The sequence below is a fragment of the cyanobacterium endosymbiont of Epithemia turgida isolate EtSB Lake Yunoko genome (assembly GCF_000829235.1).
In the GTDB taxonomy this organism is placed as follows: domain Bacteria; phylum Cyanobacteriota; class Cyanobacteriia; order Cyanobacteriales; family Microcystaceae; genus Rippkaea.
Genome location: NZ_AP012549.1, coordinates 1,177,943 through 1,201,812 on the forward strand (window position 1 = coordinate 1,177,943; position 23,870 = coordinate 1,201,812).

Annotated in this window: 18 protein-coding genes and 3 pseudogenes; 9 read left to right on the forward strand and 12 right to left on the reverse strand. The window is 32.9% G+C overall.

The window, feature by feature from the left end; all coding sequences use genetic code 11:
• Nucleotides 1–93: 93 nt before the first annotated feature.
• Nucleotides 94–1,092, forward strand: a pseudogene (gene cbiB / locus ETSB_RS03645) (adenosylcobinamide-phosphate synthase CbiB).
• 456 nt (nucleotides 1,093–1,548) lie between these two features.
• On the opposite strand, the gene ETSB_RS10620 reads toward cbiB, so the two are convergent.
• From ETSB_RS10620 to ETSB_RS03655, 3 genes are read right to left on the reverse strand one after another with little or no spacing between them, the layout of a single operon-like run.
• Complete coding sequence (locus ETSB_RS10620) at nucleotides 1,549–2,049, reverse strand: aminotransferase class I/II-fold pyridoxal phosphate-dependent enzyme (protein ID WP_408643878.1); 501 nt, start codon at nucleotides 2,047–2,049, stop codon at nucleotides 1,549–1,551.
• Nucleotides 2,050–2,055: 6 nt separating this feature from the next.
• Nucleotides 2,056–2,190 (reverse strand): hypothetical protein, encoded by a 135-nt coding sequence (locus tag ETSB_RS10625; RefSeq protein ID WP_332403778.1) that lies wholly within the window; start codon nucleotides 2,188–2,190, stop codon nucleotides 2,056–2,058.
• A 16-nt stretch (nucleotides 2,191–2,206) separates the two neighbouring features.
• On the reverse strand, nucleotides 2,207–2,488 hold the full coding sequence (locus ETSB_RS03655; RefSeq protein WP_044106353.1) for an HU family DNA-binding protein: 282 nt from the start codon (nucleotides 2,486–2,488) through the stop codon (nucleotides 2,207–2,209).
• A gap of 881 nt (nucleotides 2,489–3,369) precedes the next feature.
• Here ETSB_RS03655 and cobO point away from each other — a divergent pair.
• Nucleotides 3,370–3,845 (forward strand): annotated as a pseudogene (gene cobO, locus ETSB_RS09195) (cob(I)yrinic acid a,c-diamide adenosyltransferase); the annotation flags it as partial.
• Nucleotides 3,846–3,890: 45 nt separating this feature from the next.
• Here the strand turns inward: cobO and ETSB_RS03665 are convergent.
• The gene (locus ETSB_RS03665; protein WP_044106354.1) at nucleotides 3,891–4,421 is read right to left on the reverse strand and encodes a hypothetical protein; all 531 of its coding nucleotides are present in this window, start codon (nucleotides 4,419–4,421) and stop codon (nucleotides 3,891–3,893) included.
• A 504-nt stretch (nucleotides 4,422–4,925) separates the two neighbouring features.
• Nucleotides 4,926–5,912 (reverse strand): RNA polymerase sigma factor, RpoD/SigA family, encoded by a 987-nt coding sequence (locus ETSB_RS03670; RefSeq protein ID WP_044106355.1) that lies wholly within the window; start codon nucleotides 5,910–5,912, stop codon nucleotides 4,926–4,928.
• 455 nt (nucleotides 5,913–6,367) lie between these two features.
• Between ETSB_RS03670 and ETSB_RS10855 the strand changes: the two are divergent.
• From ETSB_RS10855 to gltX, 4 genes and pseudogenes are all read left to right on the forward strand, one after another.
• Nucleotides 6,368–6,499 (forward strand): annotated as a pseudogene (locus tag ETSB_RS10855) (transposase); the annotation flags it as partial.
• Nucleotides 6,500–6,804: 305 nt separating this feature from the next.
• The gene (locus tag ETSB_RS09895) at nucleotides 6,805–6,957 is read left to right on the forward strand and encodes a hypothetical protein (RefSeq protein ID WP_171816395.1); all 153 of its coding nucleotides are present in this window, start codon (nucleotides 6,805–6,807) and stop codon (nucleotides 6,955–6,957) included.
• A gap of 509 nt (nucleotides 6,958–7,466) precedes the next feature.
• Complete coding sequence (locus ETSB_RS03675; RefSeq protein WP_044106356.1) at nucleotides 7,467–8,057, forward strand: YdcF family protein; 591 nt, start codon at nucleotides 7,467–7,469, stop codon at nucleotides 8,055–8,057.
• A gap of 504 nt (nucleotides 8,058–8,561) precedes the next feature.
• Nucleotides 8,562–10,013, forward strand: a complete 1,452-nt coding sequence (gene gltX, locus ETSB_RS03680; protein ID WP_044106357.1) for a glutamate--tRNA ligase — start codon at nucleotides 8,562–8,564, stop codon at nucleotides 10,011–10,013.
• 1,102 nt (nucleotides 10,014–11,115) lie between these two features.
• Here the strand turns inward: gltX and ETSB_RS03690 are convergent.
• From ETSB_RS03690 to ETSB_RS03715, 6 genes are all read right to left on the reverse strand, one after another.
• A complete protein-coding gene (locus tag ETSB_RS03690; protein ID WP_044106360.1) occupies nucleotides 11,116–12,210 on the reverse strand; it encodes a glycosyltransferase family 4 protein in 1,095 nt (364 codons plus the stop codon).
• 12 nt (nucleotides 12,211–12,222) lie between these two features.
• Nucleotides 12,223–13,380 carry a glycosyltransferase family 4 protein gene (locus ETSB_RS03695; protein ID WP_044106362.1) on the reverse strand — a complete coding sequence of 386 codons (1,158 nt, stop codon included), beginning with the start codon at nucleotides 13,378–13,380 and terminating at the stop codon, nucleotides 12,223–12,225.
• On the reverse strand, nucleotides 13,380–14,549 hold the full coding sequence (locus tag ETSB_RS03700; protein ID WP_044106363.1) for a glycosyltransferase family protein: 1,170 nt from the start codon (nucleotides 14,547–14,549) through the stop codon (nucleotides 13,380–13,382). The genes ETSB_RS03695 and ETSB_RS03700 overlap by 1 nt, the downstream gene beginning before the upstream one ends.
• A gap of 104 nt (nucleotides 14,550–14,653) precedes the next feature.
• Nucleotides 14,654–15,223, reverse strand: a complete 570-nt coding sequence (locus tag ETSB_RS03705; protein WP_044106365.1) for a D-glycero-alpha-D-manno-heptose-1,7-bisphosphate 7-phosphatase — start codon at nucleotides 15,221–15,223, stop codon at nucleotides 14,654–14,656.
• Nucleotides 15,224–15,236: 13 nt separating this feature from the next.
• Nucleotides 15,237–15,830: a D-sedoheptulose 7-phosphate isomerase gene (gene gmhA, locus ETSB_RS03710; protein ID WP_044106367.1), complete on the reverse strand. Its 594-nt coding sequence runs from the start codon at nucleotides 15,828–15,830 to the stop codon at nucleotides 15,237–15,239.
• A 22-nt stretch (nucleotides 15,831–15,852) separates the two neighbouring features.
• Nucleotides 15,853–16,779 (reverse strand): NAD-dependent epimerase/dehydratase family protein, encoded by a 927-nt coding sequence (locus tag ETSB_RS03715; protein WP_044106369.1) that lies wholly within the window; start codon nucleotides 16,777–16,779, stop codon nucleotides 15,853–15,855.
• 794 nt (nucleotides 16,780–17,573) lie between these two features.
• On the opposite strand from ETSB_RS03715, the gene ETSB_RS03720 reads away from it, so the two are divergent.
• Nucleotides 17,574–18,608: an agmatine deiminase family protein gene (locus tag ETSB_RS03720; protein WP_044106371.1), complete on the forward strand. Its 1,035-nt coding sequence runs from the start codon at nucleotides 17,574–17,576 to the stop codon at nucleotides 18,606–18,608.
• Nucleotides 18,609–19,275: 667 nt separating this feature from the next.
• Nucleotides 19,276–20,163, forward strand: a complete 888-nt coding sequence (locus ETSB_RS03725) for a carbon-nitrogen hydrolase (RefSeq protein ID WP_044106373.1) — start codon at nucleotides 19,276–19,278, stop codon at nucleotides 20,161–20,163.
• Nucleotides 20,164–20,246: 83 nt separating this feature from the next.
• On the opposite strand, the gene ETSB_RS09205 is transcribed toward ETSB_RS03725, so the two are convergent.
• Nucleotides 20,247–20,495 (reverse strand): hypothetical protein, encoded by a 249-nt coding sequence (locus ETSB_RS09205; RefSeq protein WP_084220185.1) that lies wholly within the window; start codon nucleotides 20,493–20,495, stop codon nucleotides 20,247–20,249.
• Nucleotides 20,496–22,611: 2,116 nt separating this feature from the next.
• Here ETSB_RS09205 and ETSB_RS03730 point away from each other — a divergent pair.
• A complete protein-coding gene (locus ETSB_RS03730) occupies nucleotides 22,612–23,505 on the forward strand; it encodes a S66 peptidase family protein (protein ID WP_044106374.1) in 894 nt (297 codons plus the stop codon).
• Nucleotides 23,506–23,870 lie beyond the last annotated feature (365 nt).

Consider the following 23,870-nt stretch of genomic DNA (forward strand, 5'->3'; position numbering starts at 1 on the left):
TTTAATAAGGATAATTAAGAAACAAATGTAAATAAAATTATAAACTTTAATAACCTCACCAAAAAATAACTTAAGCTAGAAAATGATCAGATTATGAAGACAAATCTAGAAGCAATTATTTTAGGGATAGCTGCCGTAATTGATTATAGAATAAGCGAGCCTAAAGAGTGGTGACATCCTGTACAAGGGATAGGATGTGCTATCTCAAGGTTAAGTAAAGTTGTAATCATCATTTGTCAAAGAAAATGGCAACGTCGCTGGTGAGTAATTCTACTAGAGTTAGAGATAATTCTTTGTAGTGAAACTACTAGTTAGATAATCGTTCATCTAGCTAAAAATATTCATTTCTTGTTAGTAATTGTAGTACAAAATATTCTTTTAGCAAGTTGTTTTGCAGCCCGAAGTTTATGGTTTGCAACCAAAGCAGTTCTTTCTTCTTTAGTTGAAGGAAATATTATAGTTGCGAGGGCTCAACTTGGTCAATAGATAGAAAGGGATACAGATAATCTCTCAGAAGAAATCTTACGCGCTATTTTAGAAACAGTTTTAGAAAATGCTGTCGATGGGGTAACAAGCACGTTGTTTTATGCAATTGTTGGGGCATTTTTTCCAAAAATTGGGTTGCTTCCTTTTGCATTGGGTTATAAAGCGAAGCGGTGAGGACCCTTGATTCAATGATTGGTTATAAAAAAGATACCTTTCAAGATTTAGGATAGTTTAGTGCAAAGTTGGAGGATTATTTAACTTGGTTTCCTTGTCGTTTGACCGTATTAACCTTAGCCTTAATATCAGGAAGACCCCTAGCTATATTATCAATTTGTCGTCGTAATACTCCGCACGATCCCAGTCCAAATTCTGGTTGGAGTGAATCTGTTTACGCAGCTATCCTATTTTAGGAGTTCAATTAGGGGATACCAATACTTACCAACGCAAATTAAAACACAAGCCAAGCCATTATTAGGAGATTTCCTACACCCAATTACCCCAACAATTATCTATCAAGCTTTAAAATTAACTCAGATCTGTTTTCTTTTATGGTTAGGATTAGGAATAGTGAGCTTATTTTGTATAACAAATTTAACATTTTTTTGACCTTACTGCAAACCTTTATTTTTAAATCGTTAATTCTCTGTTTCTTAAAGTTTACTTGGCTGTCCCCACCGTATTTTGTTCAAGTTGATTGCACATCAGCCAAGTCCTTTATTAAAAGTTGGTTCTCACTGCTACCCGAAAATAGCTGTCGCCTAATCCAGGGAAATTTAGATAATCACGGCTAAAAATCTGATATTATTGTAATAATTTATGTTGAAGTTGGGAACTAGGAACTTAAGTTTTCACTAGTAAAAAATTAGCAGTACTGGGGAACGTCTGTAATCCTTTAAGGTCTGATAATATTTTCAATAAACTTTTTTTGCTAGCAACTAACCAAGACCAAGTTTGCTGTTGAAACTCGTGATCATTAATTACTGCCTCTCCCACAGCTGCCGCTAAGCTATTAACAGACCTCTCGCGATAATTACCATTGTTGGAGACGATAAGGATGGGCGATTATCCAAATTTGGTGAGTAATCGTATAATCACTAAATTTGGATAATCGCCCATCATCGGAATTAAGCTTTGTTGCTCATGAGGGGGGAAAAAGTCCATAAAGGACTTATAAACCACTACTAAAGCAAATTTTTCCAGTAAGGGTAATAAAATATCCCTATGAAATAACTTTCCTGTGGGATTATGGGGATTGTTGATGATCACTCCGCTCAATTGGGGGTTAACAGGGTCTAAGTTCAGAAAAAAGGTTTTTCTTTTCCAAGAGAAAGGGCAAGACTTTACCTTAGCACCAAATCCTTGTAGAGCGCGCCAATAGTCCCAAAAACCAGGAACTATTAAGTAAGTGAGCTTTAGATTAACTAATTCTCGGACTGCCCCGGTTAATAGTTCAGATGCTCCATTACTAGGAACAATCCAATCAGGTGAGATGTTATGTAATTGTCCTAAGGCTAATCGCAATCGAAGATAATGGCGAGCAGGATAATGGGCAATAGCGGTTATTCCTTTCTAAAAAGCGTTAATCGCACTGTTGGGAGGTCCCAAAGGGTTAATACTAACAGAAAAATCTATAATAGAAGTGACTGGACAGCCTGCTTGATTCGCTGCCCAGGTTAAGTTTCCTCCATGGATAGGCCGTTTCATTCTAATGGAATAACACTTATGACTTGGGTGCAACTTTTTCCTTAAATAGTTTTCCAGCAGAAAATGCCGGAACCCTTGTCGCAGGAATTAACATTTTTTCGTTCGTTTTTGGGTTACGCCCTTCACGAGCTTTGCGATCGCGTGCCTCAAAAGAGCCAAAACCAACAAGAGTAACTTTATCATCTCCGGAGACTGCTTCCATAATGGTTTCAATGGTGGCCGAGATAACTGCCTCAGCCTGCTTTTTGGTAACATCGGCTCTATCTGCTACTGCATCAATCAATTCGCCTTTATTCATACGAGAATCTCCCTTTGTTCTTAATTTGATAGTTTTTAGGATAAATTTCTTCAGTGACATTTTGCCATGAGAAATTTTTCTAAGGAGCCAATTAGAGAAATATTAGTTTGGGTAAATTCCCAAAATCCTCATAGGCTAAATGTTTCACTGCATTATTCTAAGCCCTATTTGTCTTCTTTGGTATCGCTTAAACCTTTAATTTCTGTAGATTTTGTCGGTTTTCTGGGAAATTTATTTCCTAAACTTGCCCATTGTGCATTGAAGTATTTGAGAGAAAACTAGCAGCAATGAAGTTAGAGTTTAAATAATTAGATTGTAAACGAATATAAATTTTAAAAGTTAAAACTAAATAGATTTTAAGTGAGTATCTTTAAATAAATAGTCAAAAAAAATTACTTTAGATCTCTATATTAGAGTTGTATAAATTAATTTTATATAACTCTAATTATTATTAAATAATATTATTTTGTTTGTTAAATATTATTTAAATAATTTTCTAATTTTTATTAGACACAATCACCCTTATATTAATTTATTTATAGACTCTAAGTCATTTATTTATAGACTCTAAGTTATTTAAAAATATAAATTTAATTATTTTTAAATATTGCTTAAGTTTAATTTAAACTAAACTATTTTTACTTATTTAGTAATAATCACGAACAGTTACAGTATCTGTTCTGTTTTTTAGAAAATTATATAATTTTTATCTTCCGTAAATAATCTATTTAGAAAAATAATTTCTAAATAGATTATTTAATAATTTTAGCTAATCTACAATTTCTTTGAATTTACATTATCTGAGATGGAAACATGATACTTTTACTTTTGTTTTCATCTTGTAAAAAATTTTGGGGTAATGAGTGAAATTCAATAATTAAGGACTTGTTATTGTTAATACCAGTAATGGGAAAGACAAAACCACAGCCGCTTTTTGGATGCTTATAAGACCCCTTGGACATGGGTTCCGAGTGGCTGTCGTCCAATTCATTAAAGGAACTTGGGAACTTGCAGAAAAAGAGGTACTAAGTCGGTGGGGGACCGACTAGAATTTTATGCTATGGGGGAAGGATTTACATGGGAAACCCAGGATCAAGAACGAGATATTGAGAATGTCCAAGTTGTCTGGGAAAAAGGGTTATCTTTTATTTGTAACAAAAAGTATCGATTAGTGTTACTCGATGAAATTAATGTTGCCTTACAATTGGGCTATCTCGATGTAAATACGGTTTTAAAAGGACTGTCCCAAAAACTAAACTGTCCACTGCTCATGTTATACTGACAGGAGGCGGTACACCCCTTGATAGAAAGGGCAGACTTAGTGACGTAAATGACCTTAATTAAACATCCTTTTTAAAAACAAGGGATTAGAAATCAACCAGGGATTGAATTTTAATTTTAGTCAATTTGAAGGTAAGCAAGCATCTAGGATGCGTTGGTCGTTGTCGCTGAGATCACCAAGACGATGGTATCCCTCTAACGTAACTTCTGAGGATCGTCTGCTGTTGGTGGCTACTGGAGAGACAACCTGTAAACCGATGGCATAATTGTATTTCATGCCATCATGAGGATCGATAATAGAAAGATTTATTTGACGACTATCAAAACTACCTGAAAAACAGTTAAATTCTGATCTCGGCATATAAAATGCCCCAATAACTTCCCCTTTTTGAACTTTAAAGACTAAATATTCTTGTCCCATAGTTTCGGGTTCTGGTGATCGTCCATACAGATAAACTCCATTAGCTAAACCACTAATTCGCGTTAAGGAAACTTCTTCAGATGAACTTTCTTGACTATGAGATGAATTTTCTTCAGCTGCCTGTACAAAATTACCACTAATTGTCCCTGAACTAATAAGTAGACTCAGAGATGCTATAGATAACAATCGGAGATGTGTGAGTGAAAATAAGAATGTTGGAACAAAAGACATTTGATTTCCCTGAACATATGAACTAATATCAATTACAAGAAATATGCTTGTTTAAGCTAATATCGAAACTGGGAGGAAGTACTCATTCGGGACAATCCTTTGTGCCATTATCAGATAATACTGTCGAACTTGTTGTATCCAAATATGCTTAACTAAACCATTTTCCCTGGAAAAACAGAATTGATAGAAACACCATATCTGCTCGGTTCAACTTATTTTTAAAGCAATTATCTAACTGCCCCCCAAAACACTGTTGGGAGCTGACGTTAATTAGCTAAAAAAGTTTCCTCACTACCATTTTCATTGTGCAGTAGTTTTCTAGAATAGGAGAACTTTTTTCTTAAGTTTTAATAAATGATCAATCAATGGACAAGATTTTGATTAACTGTACAATTAATTTTTATTAAATAATTTTCTTTGCAGAAAAAAGTGATCGTTAAGAAGACGACCGCCTTAACCCATCTAAGCTGATGTTTGTAGAATATCAAATGACTAGGAATTGATTTAGCTAGCTGCCAAATATTTCTTGATATTTGTTTTACTTCTACGTAAGTAAGCTAAGGCTTGATGTTCTAACTGAAGAACTCTCTCACGACTAATATTGAGCTTTTTAGCAATTTTAGTTAGGGATAGTTCTTTCCCATCCTCCAATCCGAAGCGCAAAGTAAGGATCATCTGTTGCTGTAGAGTTAACTCCTTCATTAAATCTCTCAAGTCTTTACGTAGTAACTCTTGAATAGTGTAGTTGTCAGGAGAAACACCTCGATCTTCTAGAAGTTCTAAAAGTTCTGTGTCTTGATTATCCCCAACTCTGACATCTAAAGAAATAGGTTGACACGCTATACTTAAATACTCCCAAATTTTAGAAGCTTCGAGATTTAAAACTGCACCAATTTCGGTAGGAGTAGCACTGCGACCTAATTCTTGAGACAGTTCTCGTTGGATTTTCTTTATTTTGTTGAGTTTTTCAGTAATATAAATAGGCAGGCGAATAGTGCGAGCCTGTTGGGCGATTGCTCGAGTAATTGCTTGACGAATCCACCAATAAGCGTAAGTAGAGAACTTATAGCCTTTGGTTGGATCAAATTTCTCAACTCCTCGCGCTAACCCTAAACTTCCTTCTTGGATAAGATCGAGAAATTCCATGTTGCGCTTCTGATACTTCTTGGCAATGGCAACCACTAGGCGCAAGTTGCCTTCAATCATTTTACGCTTTACCCGATTTCCTTGGTCAATAGTTTTTTTTAGGTCTGATTGGCTAAGGTTGACAGCTTTTGCCCACTCTTTAAAACTTGGTTCTTGTCCTGCATCTTGAGTAAGTTGCTCTTTTATTTCCAACAAAGACATCATTCTTTGTACTTGTTTCCCATATATAATTTCTTGCTCATGGGTTAACAGAGGCACCCGTCCAATTTCATGCAGATAAGTCCGCACCATATTTGTCGAGTACATAGGCTGTTTCGTTTGTGAGTTGACATTAGCAGTAGGCATTGGTAGGTTATAGCTCCTTAAAACCTGCTTCAAAGTCTTTCACTACACTTTAGTGTTTTCCCCAAAATAGAGGAAATGCACATGAATACACTAGAAGAAACAACAAATGTGTAATCGATATGACTTTGATTTTACTCTAAACTAGCTCATTCATTTAGATGATGGCAATTATCAAACTGTTTATCCCTAATTCAGGGAAATAGAGTGACTTCAACCACTTTCAGTAAAGATTATAATTGTCACTTTAAAAGTCAACTTCAAGTAAACTTTAGGCATCTATTCACTAATAATGACGTAAAAATCAATATAAAGAAAGATTAAAATTTAGGGTGATTTCCGAACCTAACTTGAAATGATTCACAATAAATAACCCTTAGCTAATAATTAATATAATTTACAAGAAGTATATTAATCTTAATGAGATCAATAAAGCTTTTCAAAAGCTTTATTGATAAGGACTTCAAGTAATTACTCGTTATCAACAGAAGATCGAACAAAAGTTAGTGAAACTAATTGATAAAATTTTACTTCGTAATAATTATTGGAGCGAACCGATTAACGACCAACTAAAAAACATCTATCAGATTTAATTTGAGAAAAATTGAAGCGTTTGAGACTATTATGTTCAATTTTAAAATTAACCGATTACTTATTACCTGTTTACCTCAAAAATATTCTCCCAATTGAGGTTAAAAAGAGAAGTTAACCTCGCTTCTTGATATGTCTAAACAAAAATTGTAGTCTTATATTGTTGGCGGTTACCATTTCAGAGTTAGATAATCGTCAACTTTGTTGTGTTTTGACTTAGGTATTGAGAATAACAAAAGTATTTTTAAATCTTATATAACTCATATACTCAATCAAATGATATGATTTTAAAAGGGGTTACCCCTTGGGGCTGTGGCTCAGTAGGATAGAGCAAGCGCCTCCTGAAGTGTCGGGCATCATGGACGGAAACGCCATAGATGGATGTGGTCAAATTCAAGGAAGCCTAAGTCTTCTTAAAGATAAGGTAATCTTGAGCCAAGCTCTAAGTCCCTGGTAGAGAAGGTGCAGAGACTGGTTGTAGGTCGCCAAAGGGACACAAAAACAATAGGGCTAATCATGTCTACAACATAACGGCCACCACCTAAGGACATCAAGTCTAGGGTGAAGGAATAGTCCAGAGAGTGAGGAAACTCACACTAATCTGAAGCGCTAGGTCGCCGGTTCGAATCCGGCCAGTCCCGTTAACCTGTCAGTAAGTCTCTATCAAACAGTAACTATAGAGAGAATAATATAATATTATTCTAAGCGTTATCCATAATTGAGCACTCAATTTTTTGGTTTAAGCTCAGATACGAGTCACAAACATCGATGGTTTATGGCTCATGATTAACTTTTATGTGAATTTTTGTAAAGATCTAATGACTTTAATATAGTGTTTCTCAGGAATGGGAAGATTGAGGTATACCCTAATTTATTTCCTGTTGCCTAAAATTTAAAAAGTTTTGTATTTCATCAAATATGCTTTACGGCTATCCCAATTAGTTTGATAGTTCCATTATTGTGTTCATGTTATTAAAAATTAATCCCAAAAAACACCGTATAAAAGTTCTTTCATCTCGTTGGAGGTATAGGTTGTTACCTCTAATTTCTCTGGTAGGTATTAGTCTGTGGGCAGGTTGTAAAGAATTACAAAGTTATATGGTGCAACCTGAAGCGATCTTTGTTTTAGGAGGACACGAAGAACGCGAACACTTTGCCGCTCAATTGGCTAGTCGACATCGCGATCTCCCTATTTGGGTGTCTTCTGGAAGCCCTCAAAGCTATGCTAAAAAGATTTTTAGGGAAGCCGGTATTTCCAGTGCTCGCCTTTATCTAGATTACCAGGCACGGGATACTGTAACTAACTTTACAACCCTAGTAGATACCTTTAAAAAACAAGGCATTGATAGTGTTTATCTAGTTACTTCCGCTAATCATATGAACCGTGCTCGCTTTATTGGGGAGATTGTTTTTGGCACTCGGGGGATTATACTTAAACCTATAGCTGTTGAGTGTGATCGCCCTCCTGAACCCTTCAAAAAAATCCTCAGAGATGTAGCTAGATCACTGCTGTGGTTGGGTACGGGCAAAACAGGAGAAACTTTGATTGTTCCTTGAAATTAAATTCTTGGCGGTATTTTTTAAAAGTCTGTTGCCAAATGTTTTGGGGTTGAAGCTCTGTTCTTTCGGGGAGACTTTGTGTGTTATTATAGTGTTGTGTTAATATGTATGAAGTATCGATAAAGTCCTTTTTTAGAAGATTAATTTAAAGACTTTGTAACCGACGATAGCTGGGAAGCTCCGCTCCTTCTGAGACGTATTCTTCCATAGAGGAACTCTGCCCAGTCAGTGTAGAATAAGAATTAATTGTTAGTTTGATTGTGAAGTGATTTAAACTATTAAACATTCAAAAAAGGATGCATCCTGCTGTTGGGTAGTGAATGTTACGTCGGACTGGAATGCTTGTGGATTTAGAGTTTGGTGGAGGTGTAACTTGGAAAAACTATGTCTAGCTAAGAGAAGAATAAGCAAGAGTCCCTGTCGTTCTAAGGACAGGGAGTGTCAAAACAGAACGCTGTGCATTAGGTTCAAAGTAACAAACACAGGCTTAGGAGAGATGTCGTGACACCCAGAGTTCGTATTGCACCAAGTCCCACTGGAAATCTACACATTGGAACTGCAAGGACAGCTATTTTTAATTGGTTATTTGCTCGTCATCACTGGGGGCAATTTATTTTACGCATTGAAGATACGGATCTTGAGCGATCAAGACCAGAATATACGGAAAATATTAAATCAGGACTCACTTGGCTAGGGTTAAATTGGGATGAGGGTCCCTTTTTGCAAACCCAACGCTTTGATCTCTATTGTCAAGGAATTCAAACCTTACTTGATAAGGGGTTTGCTTATCGTTGCTACTGTACTCCTGAAGAATTAGAAAAAATGCGGGAGGAACAAAAAGCAAACAATCAAGCTCCTCGCTATGATAACCGTCATCGTCATCTCACTGAAGCAGAATGTCAAAAGTTTGAATCTGAAGGTAAAAAACCTGTTATCCGTTTTATTATCGATGATAACCGTGAAATTGTCTGGAATGACTTAATCCGAAATAAAGTAACCTGGAGAGGAAAGGATCTCGGTGGGGATATGGCAATTACTCGCATCCCTCAACTTGAAGGAGAGTCATTTGGACAACCCCTATATAATCTAGCTGTGGTAGTTGATGACTTAGACATGAAAATTACCCATGTCATTCGGGGAGAAGATCATATTGCCAATACAGCAAAACAGATTTTACTTTATGAAGCGTTAGGGAAAACAGTTCCAGATTTTGCTCATACCCCCCTTATTTTAAATCAGGAGGGAGGAAAACTGTCTAAACGCGACGGAGCATCATCTATTGATGACTTCCGTAAAATGGGTTTTTTACCCGATGCTCTCGCCAATTATATAATGCTCTTGGGTTGGACTCCCCCTGACTCCACTAAGGAAATTTTTACTTTAAGTGAGGCCGCGAAAGAATTTAGTTTAGAAAGGGTAAATAAAGCGGGGGCAAAATTTGATTGGGGTAAACTAGATTGGATTAATAGTCAATATCTCCATCAAATTCCAGCCTCGGAATTAGTTGAGCTAGCTTTCCCCTATTGGAAAGAAGCGGGTTATGAAGTTAATCTGGAAAGTGATCGTCCTTGGTTAGAACAGTTAGCAGCTCTAATTGTCCCCAGTTTAACTAGGTTAACTGATGTAATAAAAGAGAGCCGTTTATTGTTTGGCAACACACTTAGTTATAGTAATGAAGCTCTAGAACAATTGCGAAAAGAGGGAGTCAAAGATATCATACAAGCTGTGGTTGATAATTTAGCTAATTATCCTCAGTTAAGTGAAGACAATGTAAAGGAGATTATCAGGCAAGTTACCGTAGATTTTAAGATCAAAAAGGGTTTAATTATGCGCTCTCTCAGAGCCGGTTTAATGGGTGAATTACATGGTCCTGATTTAATTAAATCTTGGTTTTTATTACACCAAAAAGGATGGGATATAATCCGTTTAAAAGAAAGCTTAAGTCAAATCTAGAACAGATAAATTCTTGATTTTGGTAGGAGCGTAATTTATTACATCTCCTTTAGTTTTAAAAGTTAACGTTCGAGTTTTTATTAATTTGATTAAATATTTTTTAATCTTGACTTGAGAAAAAGTGATTCTGGAATATCTTGTAAAGCAGATAAGTCTTTTTTGCGGAGTTGACAGCTTTAGGATTAAAGAAAAAATAAACCTATTTATGTATTTTCTTCAGAAATTGACTCTGATAGTAGAAAACCTGTTAGTTAAATTTTTGAAAAAAACCTTCAATAATTTTACTGAAGTAGCAGAGAAATAAATCTTTAATCATAATTTTTATCTGCTTAATTTTTCTGTATAATATTTAATATTTAATATTTAATATTTAATATTTACGCAAACCTATAAGATTTAAAATATAAACAGATAACAATCTTTTTAAGAACTATTTATAGTATAGTATCGAAAAAAAATATAAGTTTTGTTAGTGTAAAGAAGATAAAAATTTTTTAAAATATTAAACATTATATTTGCTACTAATTTATTTGTAAATTAGCAATCATTACTATTATTATAGAAACAATAATATTATCAGCTAGATTGCCATAAGACTTCAAGAAATACTGTATTTCTTTGGAGAAAGGTAAGAATTAAAAGAGTCATTAGACTCTTTTATATAAAAATAAAAAATATAGAAATAAAATTTAATTGCTAATAATAGACTGGCTATAAATCATAACTATAAATCAGATAAAACTCAACATTGCCACTTTATTTATATCTATAGCATCAAATATTTCAATTAGTTTAATGAATGGTATTCTAAATTTAGAAAAATTTACTATTGTCCACTATCAGACTTAAAATAAGATAAGAACAGATTAATTTATTTAAAAAATTAACGTAACAACAATTGGCATTTATCTTGGCTTAACTATTTTAAATTAATTCCAGATAGAGAGAGCTATCTATCTCAAAATAGATGTAATTTTTAAACTAATGTAAAAATTAATTTAGAGAATTGTCAGGCTAACTTTAAAAAATACTAAAAAAGAACAAAAATTACTAATGATATGAAAAAGTACCTCAGATATAAAAATAATAATCAATCTAGTATTTAAAGAAATCTTTTTAAAACCTCTAAAGTGGAATTTCCAGTTTTTTGCCAACTGAATTGACTAGATTGTTGTAAACTCAAAGTTTTTAACTGTGATCGTAACCCATCATCATTGATAATTTGTTCCATTGCATCCGTTATTTCTGATACCTGATAAGGATTAATTAATAATCCCGCATCTCCTGCAAGTTCAGGGAGAGAAGATGAGTTAGAAGTAATCACAGGTGTTCCACATCCCATTGCTTCTAAAACTGGAAACCCAAATCCTTCCCATAAAGAAGGAAATACTAATGCTAATGCTTGATTTAATAGAATAGGCAATTGATTATAGGAAACGTAATCAAGAAATTTAATTTGATTTCTTATTCCTAATTCAGTTGCTTGTTGTTGTAATTTGGGGGTATAACGTTTATCTGTTTGCCCCGCTAACCAAAGTTCATAATTTTGATAATTCCTAATTCCTGCAAATGCTTTAATTAAACGGGATAAATTTTTATGGAGATCATGACGACCTAAATAAAGGAAATAGGGTAAACTAGTCTTGGATCTTATTTTTTTTTTAAATTTTAACGGACGAAAATGATTTGAATTATAAGCAAGAAGAATAGGAGTTATTTTCTTAGCAGAAATCCCAAAAAAATCAATAATATCTGTCGCTGTTGCTTGAGAATTACAAAGAATATGTCTAGCTTGTTTTAAAACTTGTGGAATGTAATTCTTGAAATAAGGTGTTAGAGGGGAGTTCTTTTTAGGGAAACGCAATGGAATTAAATCATGTACCATGACGACGGATTGACAGTTAGTGTACAATGGAGCTTCAGGAACTGGTGAAAATAATAATGAACCTTCTAATTTTTTATAGATTTTTGGTAACTTAAACTGTGTCCATAATAATCTACGAAAATGACCTACAGTTCCTTGTTCTGAAGTTAAATTTTTAGGTATTAAATAGCAATTAAAGTTATAATTATTTTGGGCTATTAATAATGTAGGATTTAGGTTTGTAAAGTAAGGAAAAATGCTATCAGCATAAATAGTAATGCCTGTCGGTTTAGACATCAACATAGAAAGATTAATAAACAAATTTTTTGCCATATCAATAAACCATTAATTAATTAATTGGTAAGCTTTAAAAGTTTCTTGTGCCGTTTTCTCCCAAGAAAATAATTTTGCTCTTTCTTTTCCTTTCTTAGTTAATTCTTTTCTTAACTGAGAATCACTAATCACCTTTAAAATAGCCTCGGCTAATTCTAGGAAATCATTTGGATTAATCAACAATGCTGCATCTCCCGCAATTTCAGGAAGGGATGAAGTATTAGAAGTGATTACGGGGGACCCTAATGTCATTGCTTCTAGAACAGGTAAGCCAAATCCTTCATAAAAAGAAGGATAAATAAAAACCTCAGCTTGAGCATAGAAGAAAGCTAATAATTTATCAGGTAAATAGTTTAAATAATAGATACTTTGTTGGTATTTTGAATTTTTTATTGCTTCAAAACTAGATTGATACTTCCATCCCTTTTGACCAATTAAAATGAGGTTATGAGGAATTTTATGTTGTTTCTTTAAATAGTCAAACGCTTTAATTAAAGCAATCACATTCTTTCTGGGTTCAATAGTACTAACAAACAGAAAATAAGGAATAGACAAATTATAATCTATAGAATTTTTGAGAAGCTCAATCTTATCAAATTTAATTTCATTAGAAGAGTAACGACTTGCTTCGTAAGTTATCTTAATTCTCTCAGAACTAATATTAAAATATTCAATAATATCCTGTTTAGTACTTTCAGAAAAAGTAATAATCAAGTCTGTCCATTTTAAACAGCGTTTAATTCTTTCTAAATATCCTTGAACAAGGGTAGTAGAATATTGAGGATATTTAAGAAAAGTTAGATCATGGATAGTCATTATTTTACGACTTTTGGGATAAGGATAAACATAATGATCGGTTCCATGAATAATATTAGGTTTATTTAAATAGCCCTCAAAATGTGACAAGATAGAATTAGGATATTTTGCTAACACATCAGCAATAGTAACAGGAATAGGTAAGATAGAAACTTGAGAATAGTAAGTTAAAAAATGAGGGATGGAAAAATTTCTCAACAACCAATTTTTGACGGAAGGATGAAAGTAAATTTCTAGCTCAAAGTGTTCAATTTCTTGTAATTTAGCCAATGATGCTATTATATTTAGGACATAGACCCCAATTCCACTAAGTTTTCCCCTAAGCGGTGTTCCATCAAGACAAACTTTAAACATTATTTATGGTTGATTATCTTTTGCATAACTTCAGCATAGCGATTCAAACAATGATAGTTTAGGTAGCTGTTTTGCATTGCCTTGATTTTATTTTTTATATTGGGATATTTAATTATTCTAAGAATAGAGATGAATACTTCTTCAGGAATTTCCCAATTAATAATTAATTCACCTAAATCATATTTAAGCAATTCGTAAGCCATCCAAGTTTTATCAGTTACTAAAGGTATTTTGCCAGCAATGATGGACTCAGTAAAAATTCCTGACGTTCTTTCTCCATAGGACTGGCAATCATAGGGTAATAAAATAACATCACTAACACTTAGCCAATAATTATACTCTTTTCTTGTTAATTTATCTTGAATTAATTTAACTTTAATTCCTCCTTTAGTTACTTTTAAATTAGATGTTTTTGCTGCAACTAGATAAATTTCATCACTGTTTTTTAGATTGCTATCAACTAACTTTTTAATAATATTCCATCCTTTTTCCTCTCTAGGAAAACCTGGCCACCAACATAAAATTCCAGGCAACTTATTTTTTATATCGCAATTATAAATTTTAATTTCAGTATGAGGAATTGGAATTACTGTAACATGTTCTTGAAAATAATTAGATAAAGATTGACCTAATAAATCGCTATCTGTTAGTAACTTTAAGTTACCTGCTGGTAGACTTTTCTTGATCAAATAATTGAGAAACTTATAAACGTATCTAGTTTTATCTTTATGAGTATTTCTACGATATAGTAGCCAAACTGATAAATTTTTTGTGGGAACTAGCCATAAAGCAATCGTTAAGGCAAGCAATTGTAAGTGAATAAATCTTTCGAGAAAAACAATAGATAATTCTGATTTGTAAATAACGTTATTTCGTAAATATTTGGCTGTTGTCGTCCCTAAATAAAAAACTCCAGTTAACCTTAAAATTTTTTGCCAAAAATTTCCTTCTTTTTCAAGATCAAAATTGCTTAAACAGTCATCCCATTCTGCAAGTACATCACCAACTTTTGACTTAGAAGGAATAGCAGCTAAATGTTTCCAGCCTAACTTAGAAACCGCTTGACTAACCGCTTGATGATAGGGAACAATGTGTCCTTTACCTTCCATTAAATTAGGAATTAGTGAAACTAATATAGGTGTTGAAGACTCTTCCTGATTTTTAATCATTAATAAATATTATCTCATTAGAAATAACTGTTGTATTAAGACAATACAAAATTAACTGTTCGTATTCTGTTGTTTTTTCGTCAACAAAATTTACAATACTACTGTCAATTTATTAGTTTAACTGTCTCAAACAATTCTTTAAAGACTTTAATTTGTATCGGATATTGCGCTAATTTTTTTACTGTCTCTAGTCCCCGTCCCGTTAAAACTAAAATAGGTTTACAATTAGCCCTAATAGCAGCTTCTAAATCACTAAACGCATCACCAATAAAGAAAGATTGAGACAGAACTATGTGATGTTTGTTAGATGCATTAATCAACATTTCAGGAGAAGGTTTACGGCAAAAACACTTGTCATCGGGACGGTGGGGACAAACAAAAATATCAGTAAAGAATACCCCAAAATAGCTATATTGTTGCTGAATATAACAGTGAACCTTTTCAACATCTTGCAAACTGTAATATCCTCTACCAACTCCGGCTTGGTTAGTGATTATAATCAGTAAATAACCTGCATCTTGCCATTGTCTTAAAGCTTCCCCCGCACCAGAAGGAAGCTTCACTTGTTCAGGTTTACTTAAATAGGGGACGTAGTTAACAATCACCCCATCTCTATCTAGAAATAGGGCTTTATTGAAATGTGTATGAGAAGTATTGGTTGAATAATCCACCATTTCATTTCAGATGTCAAACCGCAATTTGGCCTTCTAAGCCAGCGTTAGCAAACAACTGCGCTTCCACTTGCTCACAAATTCGATGATAGGTCATTAGGTGAATTTCTTGAATATAGGGGGTGTGGTGTTGTTTTACAAAAAGGGGATAATCTGACATTTCTTTGAGCATCCCACCATTATTTCCCGCCATTCCTATAGTAACCAATCCCATATCTTTAGCCATCTCAAAAGCACGCACCACATTGGCAGACTTTCCAGACGTAGAAAGTCCCCAAAGAATATCCCCTGGTTGTCCAAAAGCTTCCACTTGGCGGGAGAAGATTGTTTCATACTCGTAGTCATTAGCCCAAGCAGTCAAAGTTGCCAGATTACTTCCTAGGGCAATTGCGGGCAAACCTCTACGATGCAGTTGAAACCGCCCCACAAATTCAGCCGCAATGTGTTGAGCATCGGCCGCGGAGCCGCCATTACCACAAATCAGTAATTTATGTCCATTTCGGAACTGTCTAGCAATTAAACTGATTGTTTGTTCAACTGAAAGACAATATTTGTGGTTAAACGCTTCTTCTAGGCTTTTGAGCCTATGTTGAATCCAATAATAACTCACCGTTACTCCTCACTTAACTTACTTACCTAGCCGGAATAAGTTTTCCTTGTTCGAGCCAGAACCACTCTATAGTTTTAGCTAACCCTAATTCTAATGGAGTTAACTTGAAATTGGGTAAAGATTCCTTAAGTTTTTCAACAACTAAACACTTAGACCTAGCCCCTACATAGCGAGAGGTATCAAATTCAATTTGATTGAAGTCGTAGTCAACTTCTCTACAGATTAGCTTGGCAAAGTGTCGGATAGTGTATTCTTTCCCTGCGCCAATGTTAATTAGGTCATTATCAATGGTAGCAGCTAGTTGGGTGGTAATCTTAGCAAAATCTTCAACAAAGACCAATTCCCGTAATTGGGTTCCATCTCCCCATAAGACCACAGGTTCGCTATAAAGTTTCCCCCGAATTATCTTACGGATTAGATCGAAAACAAAGTGCATCTGTCGTCCATCAGTGTGATATCGTGGACCATAAAGGGTAGAAGGAACTAAACAGAGATATTTTAGACCATATTGTTTGTTTAAAGCTAATAAACCTGCGTACAGCATTCGTTTAGTCATGGCATAAGTAAACAAACTGCTGATAGGTATCCCTGTGAGGTAATTTTCTTCGAATAAGGGTAAATGAGGGTCATAAGCGCAACTTGTCCCCATACAGATGAATTTAGCCTGGGGTTGGTATTTCTGCCACCATATGAGAATGTTAGTATTCATCTGTTGGTTAATAATCCATTGTTCCCCTGGATGGTAGAGACAAAAATCCCCTGCTTGGGTCCAGGCAGCTAAATGGTAAATTTGATCATAGTTGTGATCGTTAAAATTGAGTAACGAGTCAGTTTGAGTGAGATCGCAGTTTTTAGAGTTGAGACGGACTATTTCGTGTCCTTGTGCTTGAAGTTGAGAACAAAGATTAGTTCCGACAAACCCCATTGCACCAGTAATTAGAATTTTCATTATTGAGTACTCCTTTTATCAGCATTCGTTGATCACCCTTGCGGAAGAGTATCGTAGAGATACTATAGCTATGGCATATAGTTTTGTAAAGAATTCTAAAGGTTAAGAGATAGAGAGTTGTTAATGTTTATTGAACGCCAAAACTTCAGAACAGGAAAATTATCTTCGCCAATAATGGTATTATTGGCAAAGATAATTTTACAAAAAAGATAAATATATTGATTACAAAATAAATGTCTTCATCAAGCTTAAAAATATTTTGTTTACACTAAACCGAATGATGTAGAAGCGCCAAGTTAAAAAGGTTTGGATTTAAAACCTAAAAAAAATGTCGAGGAGCAATTCCTTAAGATTATAGAGGTAAGTCGTCAAAAAAATTAGGTTATAGCCAGTACAATATCAACTAGCGTCCTGACATATTCCTGTGCATAAGGCTTAAGCTCATTCTATTGTCTATTTTTAGCAATCTATTCTATAAATATCTGTTTTTATTCCTTTACTCATTAATTAAACTCTTAAGTAGGTTTTTGTAGATTTAAACGGCTTGTTGCTGAAATAGATAAGAAAGCTACAATACTATTACCCTTTACATTACTAAAATAAACTTTAAATATGTTTGATCGAAGTTCCAATAAATCTATGTTCTCTTACTCTAGTTGATTTTAACGAACACCGGCTATTTTAGATAAAAAAATTAAACTTTTACTTCACCCTAACATAAAAAGATAAAATCGAACAAGAATAATGTTTCTCTTATCTTGATTTACAAAAAAGGTTTATGAAAAAGTAACAAGATGTATTCACTTCCTGCTGAATGGTATGAACAGGATGGGGTAGTGTTAACTTGGCCTCATCAAGATACGGACATAGCTCCTTTCCTAAAACAGGTGTATCCGATTTATCTTAAAATCAGTCAAGCAATTACCCAACGTCAAAAGTTAGTTTTAATTGTTTATGATTCTATCCTCAAGTATGAGGTTAAAAATCAGCTAATTTTACATAAAATAGACTTAGAACAGGTAATATTTATGATCGCTCCAACTAATGATATTTGGATAAGAGATTATGGAATTATCACTTTAGTAAACTCACAAAATAAGCTTAAAATCAATAATTTTCTTTTTAATGGCTGGGGTAATAAGTATAAACATCATCTTGACAATAGAATTAATAGTCACCTCATCAATAAAGTAATTAATCCTGAAGTAAAAACTGAATCTATCCCATTTGTTCTCGAAGGAGGAGCAATTGATTCAGACGGAAAAGGAACAATTTTAACTACTAAATCTTGTCTGCTAAATCCTAATCGAAATCCTCAATTTACTCAAAGACAAATAAAAGAAATACTACTAAAAAAATTAGGAGCTAAAAAAATTATTTATCTAGAACATGGACATTTAGAAGGAGATGATACAGACAGTCATGTTGATACTTTAGTTCGTTTTGCTCCTAATAATACCATTGTTTATGTTACTTGCTCTGACAAAAAAGATAGTCATTATAAAGATTTACAAAGACTTGAAACTGAATTAAAAGACTTAAAAACAGAGGAAGCAAAAAATTATAATTTAATTTCCCTTCCTTGGACTAAACATAAGTACAATGCTCAAGGGAATAGACTTCCTGCTACCTATGCAAATTATTTAATTATTAATGGTGCAGTGTTGGTTCCTACTTATCGAGATAAATCAGATAAGACAGCATTAATACAAGTTCAAAAAGCTTATCCTAGTTATCAAATAATTGGGATAGATTGTTTGCCTTTAATTTATCAATTTGGTTCATTACATTGTATTAGTATGCAACTTCCAAAAGGATTGCTTAAATAATTAAGCAATATATATTAATTAGTTATAGTGTTATTTTTAGCTGAGTTATGATCAACAAATAATAAAAAATAAAGCTGGGTAAGCCATTAATTACTAATTTAAAATACTAAGTCTAAAAGAGATGATTTTATTACTTTAAATTAATAATTTTTGCTTTGTTTTTGTTGATTGTATCTAATTAATTTAAGTATTTATTAACAAAATTCTATCAATTTTATTAATAAATATGTTTTTATGGTGTTTTATACTGTATTGAGTTGACTAAAAAATTTTAAATTTACCGTAGTTAATTATAATTAAATGTAGTTTGAATTTCTAATGCTATCCCACAGAATTTTGGTTCCATCCAATCTAATTTTTCAAAAATTCTGTATGCTTACTGTCAAAAAGATAATAAACTTTTATCAAAGTAGAATCATTAAACTAATTTTTATCACTTCTCTGTTGTGGGTCTGTGACAAATAGTACGGGAATATAATCATCTAGGACATAGCACCAAATCTCAATAAGTTATACTTATAGCATAAGAGCTGCTGCTTCCCTTTCTCTTCATAACTTCTTGTCGAACTCACGTTACAAAACTGCAAAACTAAAACTTTAAGTGTAGGGTAGATGATGCCTATCAAGAGGTTAAGATTGTTATCAGAAAATTTTTGTTTAGTCAATTATGATTAATTCCCTAAAAGTCGGCTTAGTCCAGCACAGCAACACAGAAGATTTAGATATTAACCTAGAAAAAAGTAGTCAGGGAATTCTGCAAGCAGCTGCAAAAAATGCTCAATTGATTATTTTGCAAGAACTCCACAGAAGCCTTTATTTCTGTCAAACAGAAGATTTTTCTTCGTTTAACTTAGCAGAAACTATTCCTGGTCATTCTACCCAAATTTTAGGGCAACTAGCACAAGAATTAGGGGTAGTAATAGTTGCTTCTTTATTTGAAAAACGAGCAACCGGTTTGTATCATAATACAGCAGTTGTTTTAGATAAAGATGGTAAAATTGCAGGAAAATATCGGAAAATGCATATCCCTAATGACCCTGGTTTTTGCGAAAAATTCTATTTCACCCCTGGAGACTTAGGATTTGAACCAATTAACACCTCTGTAGGACTCTTGGGAGTCATGGTTTGTTGGGATCAATGGTTTCCCGAGGCAGCACGGTTGATGGCCATGAAAGGAGCGCAAATACTAATCTATCCAACGGCGATAGGTTGGGACTCTAGAGATAGCCAAAACGAGCAAATCAAACAAAAAGAGGCTTGGATTATTGCACAACGCGCCCATGCTATCTCTAATGGTATTCCTGTCATTAGTTGTAACCGTGTGGGATATGAAGCTAATACCAGTGGTAAAACTGAAGGAATTCTTTTTTGGGGTAATTCCTTTATTGCGGGTTCTCAAGGCGAAATTTTAGCACATGCAAGTGAAGATAAAGAAGAAGTAGTTACAGCTACAATTGATTTACAATACTCGGAAACTGTACGCTGCATTTGGCCATATTTACGTGATCGCCGCATCGACCATTATCAGGATTTACTTAAAATTTATAGAGATTAATCATTTTTATTTTAGCTATAAACCTTTTATTTTCTTCGTGTTTATGTGTCTAGAGTGTTAAGTCTCAAACTCTTATTTTTATTTTATTTGATTACATTAGTTTCTCGCCGTTTTTGAATGTAAGTTATTAAACAACCACTCATGTAACGTCCGTAGTTATCGAGGTTATTTTGTTGTATTTTGCATTCAAGAGACATGAAAGTTTTCACTAATGCGGAATTCCTCAACATTACTGTTGCAGCGAGAAAAATGTAGTTACAGAAGACAGTAGTAGTTTTGTTTACTTTAGGGGTAGTGAAAACTATTTTAGTTACTCCTCCTTTTATTTTCATGCTTTTACCATAGGAGGTACTTTAGAATGGTGTCATACTAAATATGATTTCTATACTCTCCCGGAAAAATATAGGAAATTTAACTCATTATTATTGGTTAAATATATAATTTTTTATTGTGTTTCTTGCAAAATATTCATTAACTTAAAACTCATACAGTAACGTCCATTATCTTTCTAGGAACTGTAATCATGAAGAGTAAATTAGGAAATACTCTCTAAAAATCCCTGAAATAATCTTTCTCTTTTTACTATAGCGCCATCTGGCATTATCTTTTGGGAAAAAATATAGATATCTTTATGTTTTTAGTTAAATATTCACCAACTGAATTCAGTTATTTTATATTCACTTTTATAATCTTGTTCCATAAAAGTTCTCCTGTTAATAGGGTTACAAATTTATAATTATATGACTATTTATAGCAGACAGTTTTGTCTGGAACTTCAACTCTTTTTTCTTATATATTTATCAAAACCTACATATCTGTTTTAGCTTCTAGATATATTTCTTTCAGTTTATTAAATTCCGAGAGTATTTTGTAAATAAATCTTTTTTGTTTAAGGTATTTTATTTCTATTTTTTAGCCTTAAAAACTAAAAAAGCATCTAATTTTTCCAGTAATAAATATCATCTTTATGTATTATTAATTCATGATCTTTTAAAATTCTTTTTTCGAAAAAATATTTTAAATACTTTATTTATAAACCACTTTTTTTAAAAAAATATAATATTCTTAATTATATAAATAAAATATTTATTTTTAAACACTTCTTTTTTTTTAAAAGTAGACTTAAATACTTGGCTAAATAAAATTTATAAACCTGTTATCAGTTTTATAAAAACCCTTGCAAAAGTTGCGCATTAACTTTATTAAAAGTCTCAATTATAAACTTTTTTTAACTTTTACCTTGCTGCTCTAAAAAGTATATGGGTTTTAAAAATGCGTTTCTGTTACTGGAATTTAAAAGTTAAGTGTACGGTGTTTCTTTAATCTAGTGACACTTAATCTTGGTAGCTGTATATTACAATTACCTATAATATTAACTATATCAAGTGGTTTATCCAAGAATTGTCATCAGTGTATTAGTAAACAAAATCGTTTTTTTAACTAAAATATATATTTTGTGAGGGAAGCTATATATAAAATAAAGTAAATACAGTGGCTACCTTTACCCAAGAAAATATTCATTTAGTAACTTTTAAAAAATTGTGATTAATATTTTTTAAGAGCTAAATAACAAGTACTTAGTCTTGATTAAGCTAGAAAATTAAGTATATTTAACATATAGTAATATTTTTATATATAACAATTTTATTATAACTCCAATAAACTTAATAACGATAGTTTTTATAAACTACACAATAATAAGATTTATACTTTTGTATATATGGGACACGTAAGAAAAAATAAAATTTTGCAACTTATACCGGTTGAATCTTATTTAACTAAATAAATTACTATCCAATATCCTAAATCCTATTACATAACCTTCATTCCTCATAAAATATATGAACTCGTTCCTTAAATTCTTGAATAATATTTATCTACTATTTCTAATTCTGACGGATTAATTACCCCTATTTATATAGGTTATTTTAAAGGTTTTTATTCACTTGGGCATTAATATCTAATATTTTTTAATCATCAGCTTTTTATTCAAAATTTATTTAATAAAAAGTATTAAATTTTATTAAAAATAATAATTAATTAATATTAGTAGTAATAACAGTTTTTATGGCAGCTACAAAAAATAAAATAGTAATCAAAATAATTGTTAATAGATACTCAAATAAACCCCAAAAACGTTAATATTTTTTACTTAATTTTACCCTAAAAAATTTTTTAAAAAATAAAAACATACAGAATAATCTCTTAGAGAAATCATCGTATTTTTCTGACAAACTAAACAAAGTTTGTCAGAAAAAATTTTGTAATAATTAATTAATATATACGATTATTTATAGTTAGCTTAATTGATTTTAAGTTAGACAACTCTATTTATATTATTTTCTCAGAACTCATAATTGCTCCAATTGAATCATATTTCTCTTCAAATTCCTACAACATCACCAAATAAATAGATAATTAATAATTATCTATTTATTTGATGATGTCATGAAACTCCCTTCTCTTTTAAAATCAGGAGACTTAGTACAAGTTATCACTCCCAGTGGTCGGCTAAAAGAATTTTCTGCATTTGAAAAAGGACTAGAAATCTGGCGATCACGGGGCTATCAAATTCAATTGGCAAGTCACTGGAACACCAGCGAAGGATACTTAGCTGGAACCGATACTCAACGACGACAAGCATTATTAGAAGCTTGGGAAAACCCCCAATGTAAAGCCATTGTCTGCGCTAGGGGAGGCTATGGAAGTGCCAGATTGCTAGAAGACTGGCAATGGAACTCTGTTTCGGCTTCATCACCAAAATGGATGATTGGTTTTTCTGATATCACGGGATTATTGTGGAGTTTAGCAAAAGAAGAGATTGCTAGTCTTCATGCTCCCGTTTTAACTACCTTGGGAGCTGAACCTCACTGGTCAGTTCAACGGTTATTTAATTACCTTGAAAAAGGACTGTTACCTTCTCTCCAAGGTTTAGGATGGGGAGGTGGGAAAACGACAGGAACCCTACTTCCAGCGAATTTATCCGTCGCTACTCACTTACTAGGAACTCCCTTACAACCATCTCTAGATGGGGTCATATTAGCCCTAGAAGAAGTGGGAGAAGCCCCATACCGTGTAGACCGTTTTGTGACTCAATGGCGGTTAATGGGAGCATTTAAAGGGATTAAAGGGATTGCTTTGGGACGATTTAGTCAATGTAACTTACCGCAATCTAGCTCAAGCTGGACAGTAGATAAAGTACTACGTGATCGTCTTGGAGATCTCAACATTCCCATTGTATCAAATCTTCCTTTCGGCCATGATGGAGAAAATGCCGCTTTACCTGTAGGAACTCAAGTCAGTTTAGATGGAAATCTTGGCGTTCTTAGTTTCATCAACTAAGATTAATCTGAAGTACGGTGTTGGGATAACAGATTCAATGCTAATGATTTCTTAAGGAGAAAACTCCTCTCTGTGTTTTCCGTACAAATATGAATAAAATAGCATTTGAATTGATGTAAGTTACAGTCAAAGTTTTAATTGTTAATTAGCTTGACCATTGAGATAACAATCAGATTAATGATGAATTTCCACCTTGTCTCAATTCGGGGAACTAAAATCCAGTATATTGAGGCAGGTAAATATAAGAAATTAACCATTTTATCCTTACATATAATTAGTTTTCAGGCAATCAATTTCAAGTTATTTTTCTTAAGTTACCTAACTATGGCAATATTATTCTGTGGTTGTTTCCCTGTCTATGAGTG

Bases quoted from the DNA above. Each gene is read 5' to 3' on its own strand.
- ETSB_RS10625 (WP_332403778.1), bottom strand. From the start codon at position 2,190: ATGAAACGGCCTATCCATGGAGGAAACTTAACCTGGGCAGCGAATCAA.
- ETSB_RS03655 (WP_044106353.1), bottom strand. From the start codon at position 2,488: ATGAATAAAGGCGAATTGATTGATGCAGTAGCAGATAGAGCCGATGTT.
- ETSB_RS03665 (WP_044106354.1), bottom strand. From the start codon at position 4,421: ATGTCTTTTGTTCCAACATTCTTATTTTCACTCACACATCTCCGATTG.
- ETSB_RS03670 (WP_044106355.1), bottom strand. From the start codon at position 5,912: ATGCCTACTGCTAATGTCAACTCACAAACGAAACAGCCTATGTACTCG.
- ETSB_RS03675 (WP_044106356.1), top strand. From the start codon at position 7,467: ATGTTATTAAAAATTAATCCCAAAAAACACCGTATAAAAGTTCTTTCA.
- ETSB_RS03690 (WP_044106360.1), bottom strand. From the start codon at position 12,210: ATGGCAAAAAATTTGTTTATTAATCTTTCTATGTTGATGTCTAAACCG.
- ETSB_RS03695 (WP_044106362.1), bottom strand. From the start codon at position 13,380: ATGTTTAAAGTTTGTCTTGATGGAACACCGCTTAGGGGAAAACTTAGT.
- ETSB_RS03700 (WP_044106363.1), bottom strand. From the start codon at position 14,549: ATGATTAAAAATCAGGAAGAGTCTTCAACACCTATATTAGTTTCACTA.
- ETSB_RS03705 (WP_044106365.1), bottom strand. From the start codon at position 15,223: ATGGTGGATTATTCAACCAATACTTCTCATACACATTTCAATAAAGCC.
- ETSB_RS03715 (WP_044106369.1), bottom strand. From the start codon at position 16,779: ATGAAAATTCTAATTACTGGTGCAATGGGGTTTGTCGGAACTAATCTT.
- ETSB_RS03720 (WP_044106371.1), top strand. From the start codon at position 17,574: ATGTATTCACTTCCTGCTGAATGGTATGAACAGGATGGGGTAGTGTTA.
- ETSB_RS03725 (WP_044106373.1), top strand. From the start codon at position 19,276: ATGATTAATTCCCTAAAAGTCGGCTTAGTCCAGCACAGCAACACAGAA.
- ETSB_RS09205 (WP_084220185.1), bottom strand. From the start codon at position 20,495: ATGAAAATAAAAGGAGGAGTAACTAAAATAGTTTTCACTACCCCTAAA.
- ETSB_RS03730 (WP_044106374.1), top strand. From the start codon at position 22,612: ATGAAACTCCCTTCTCTTTTAAAATCAGGAGACTTAGTACAAGTTATC.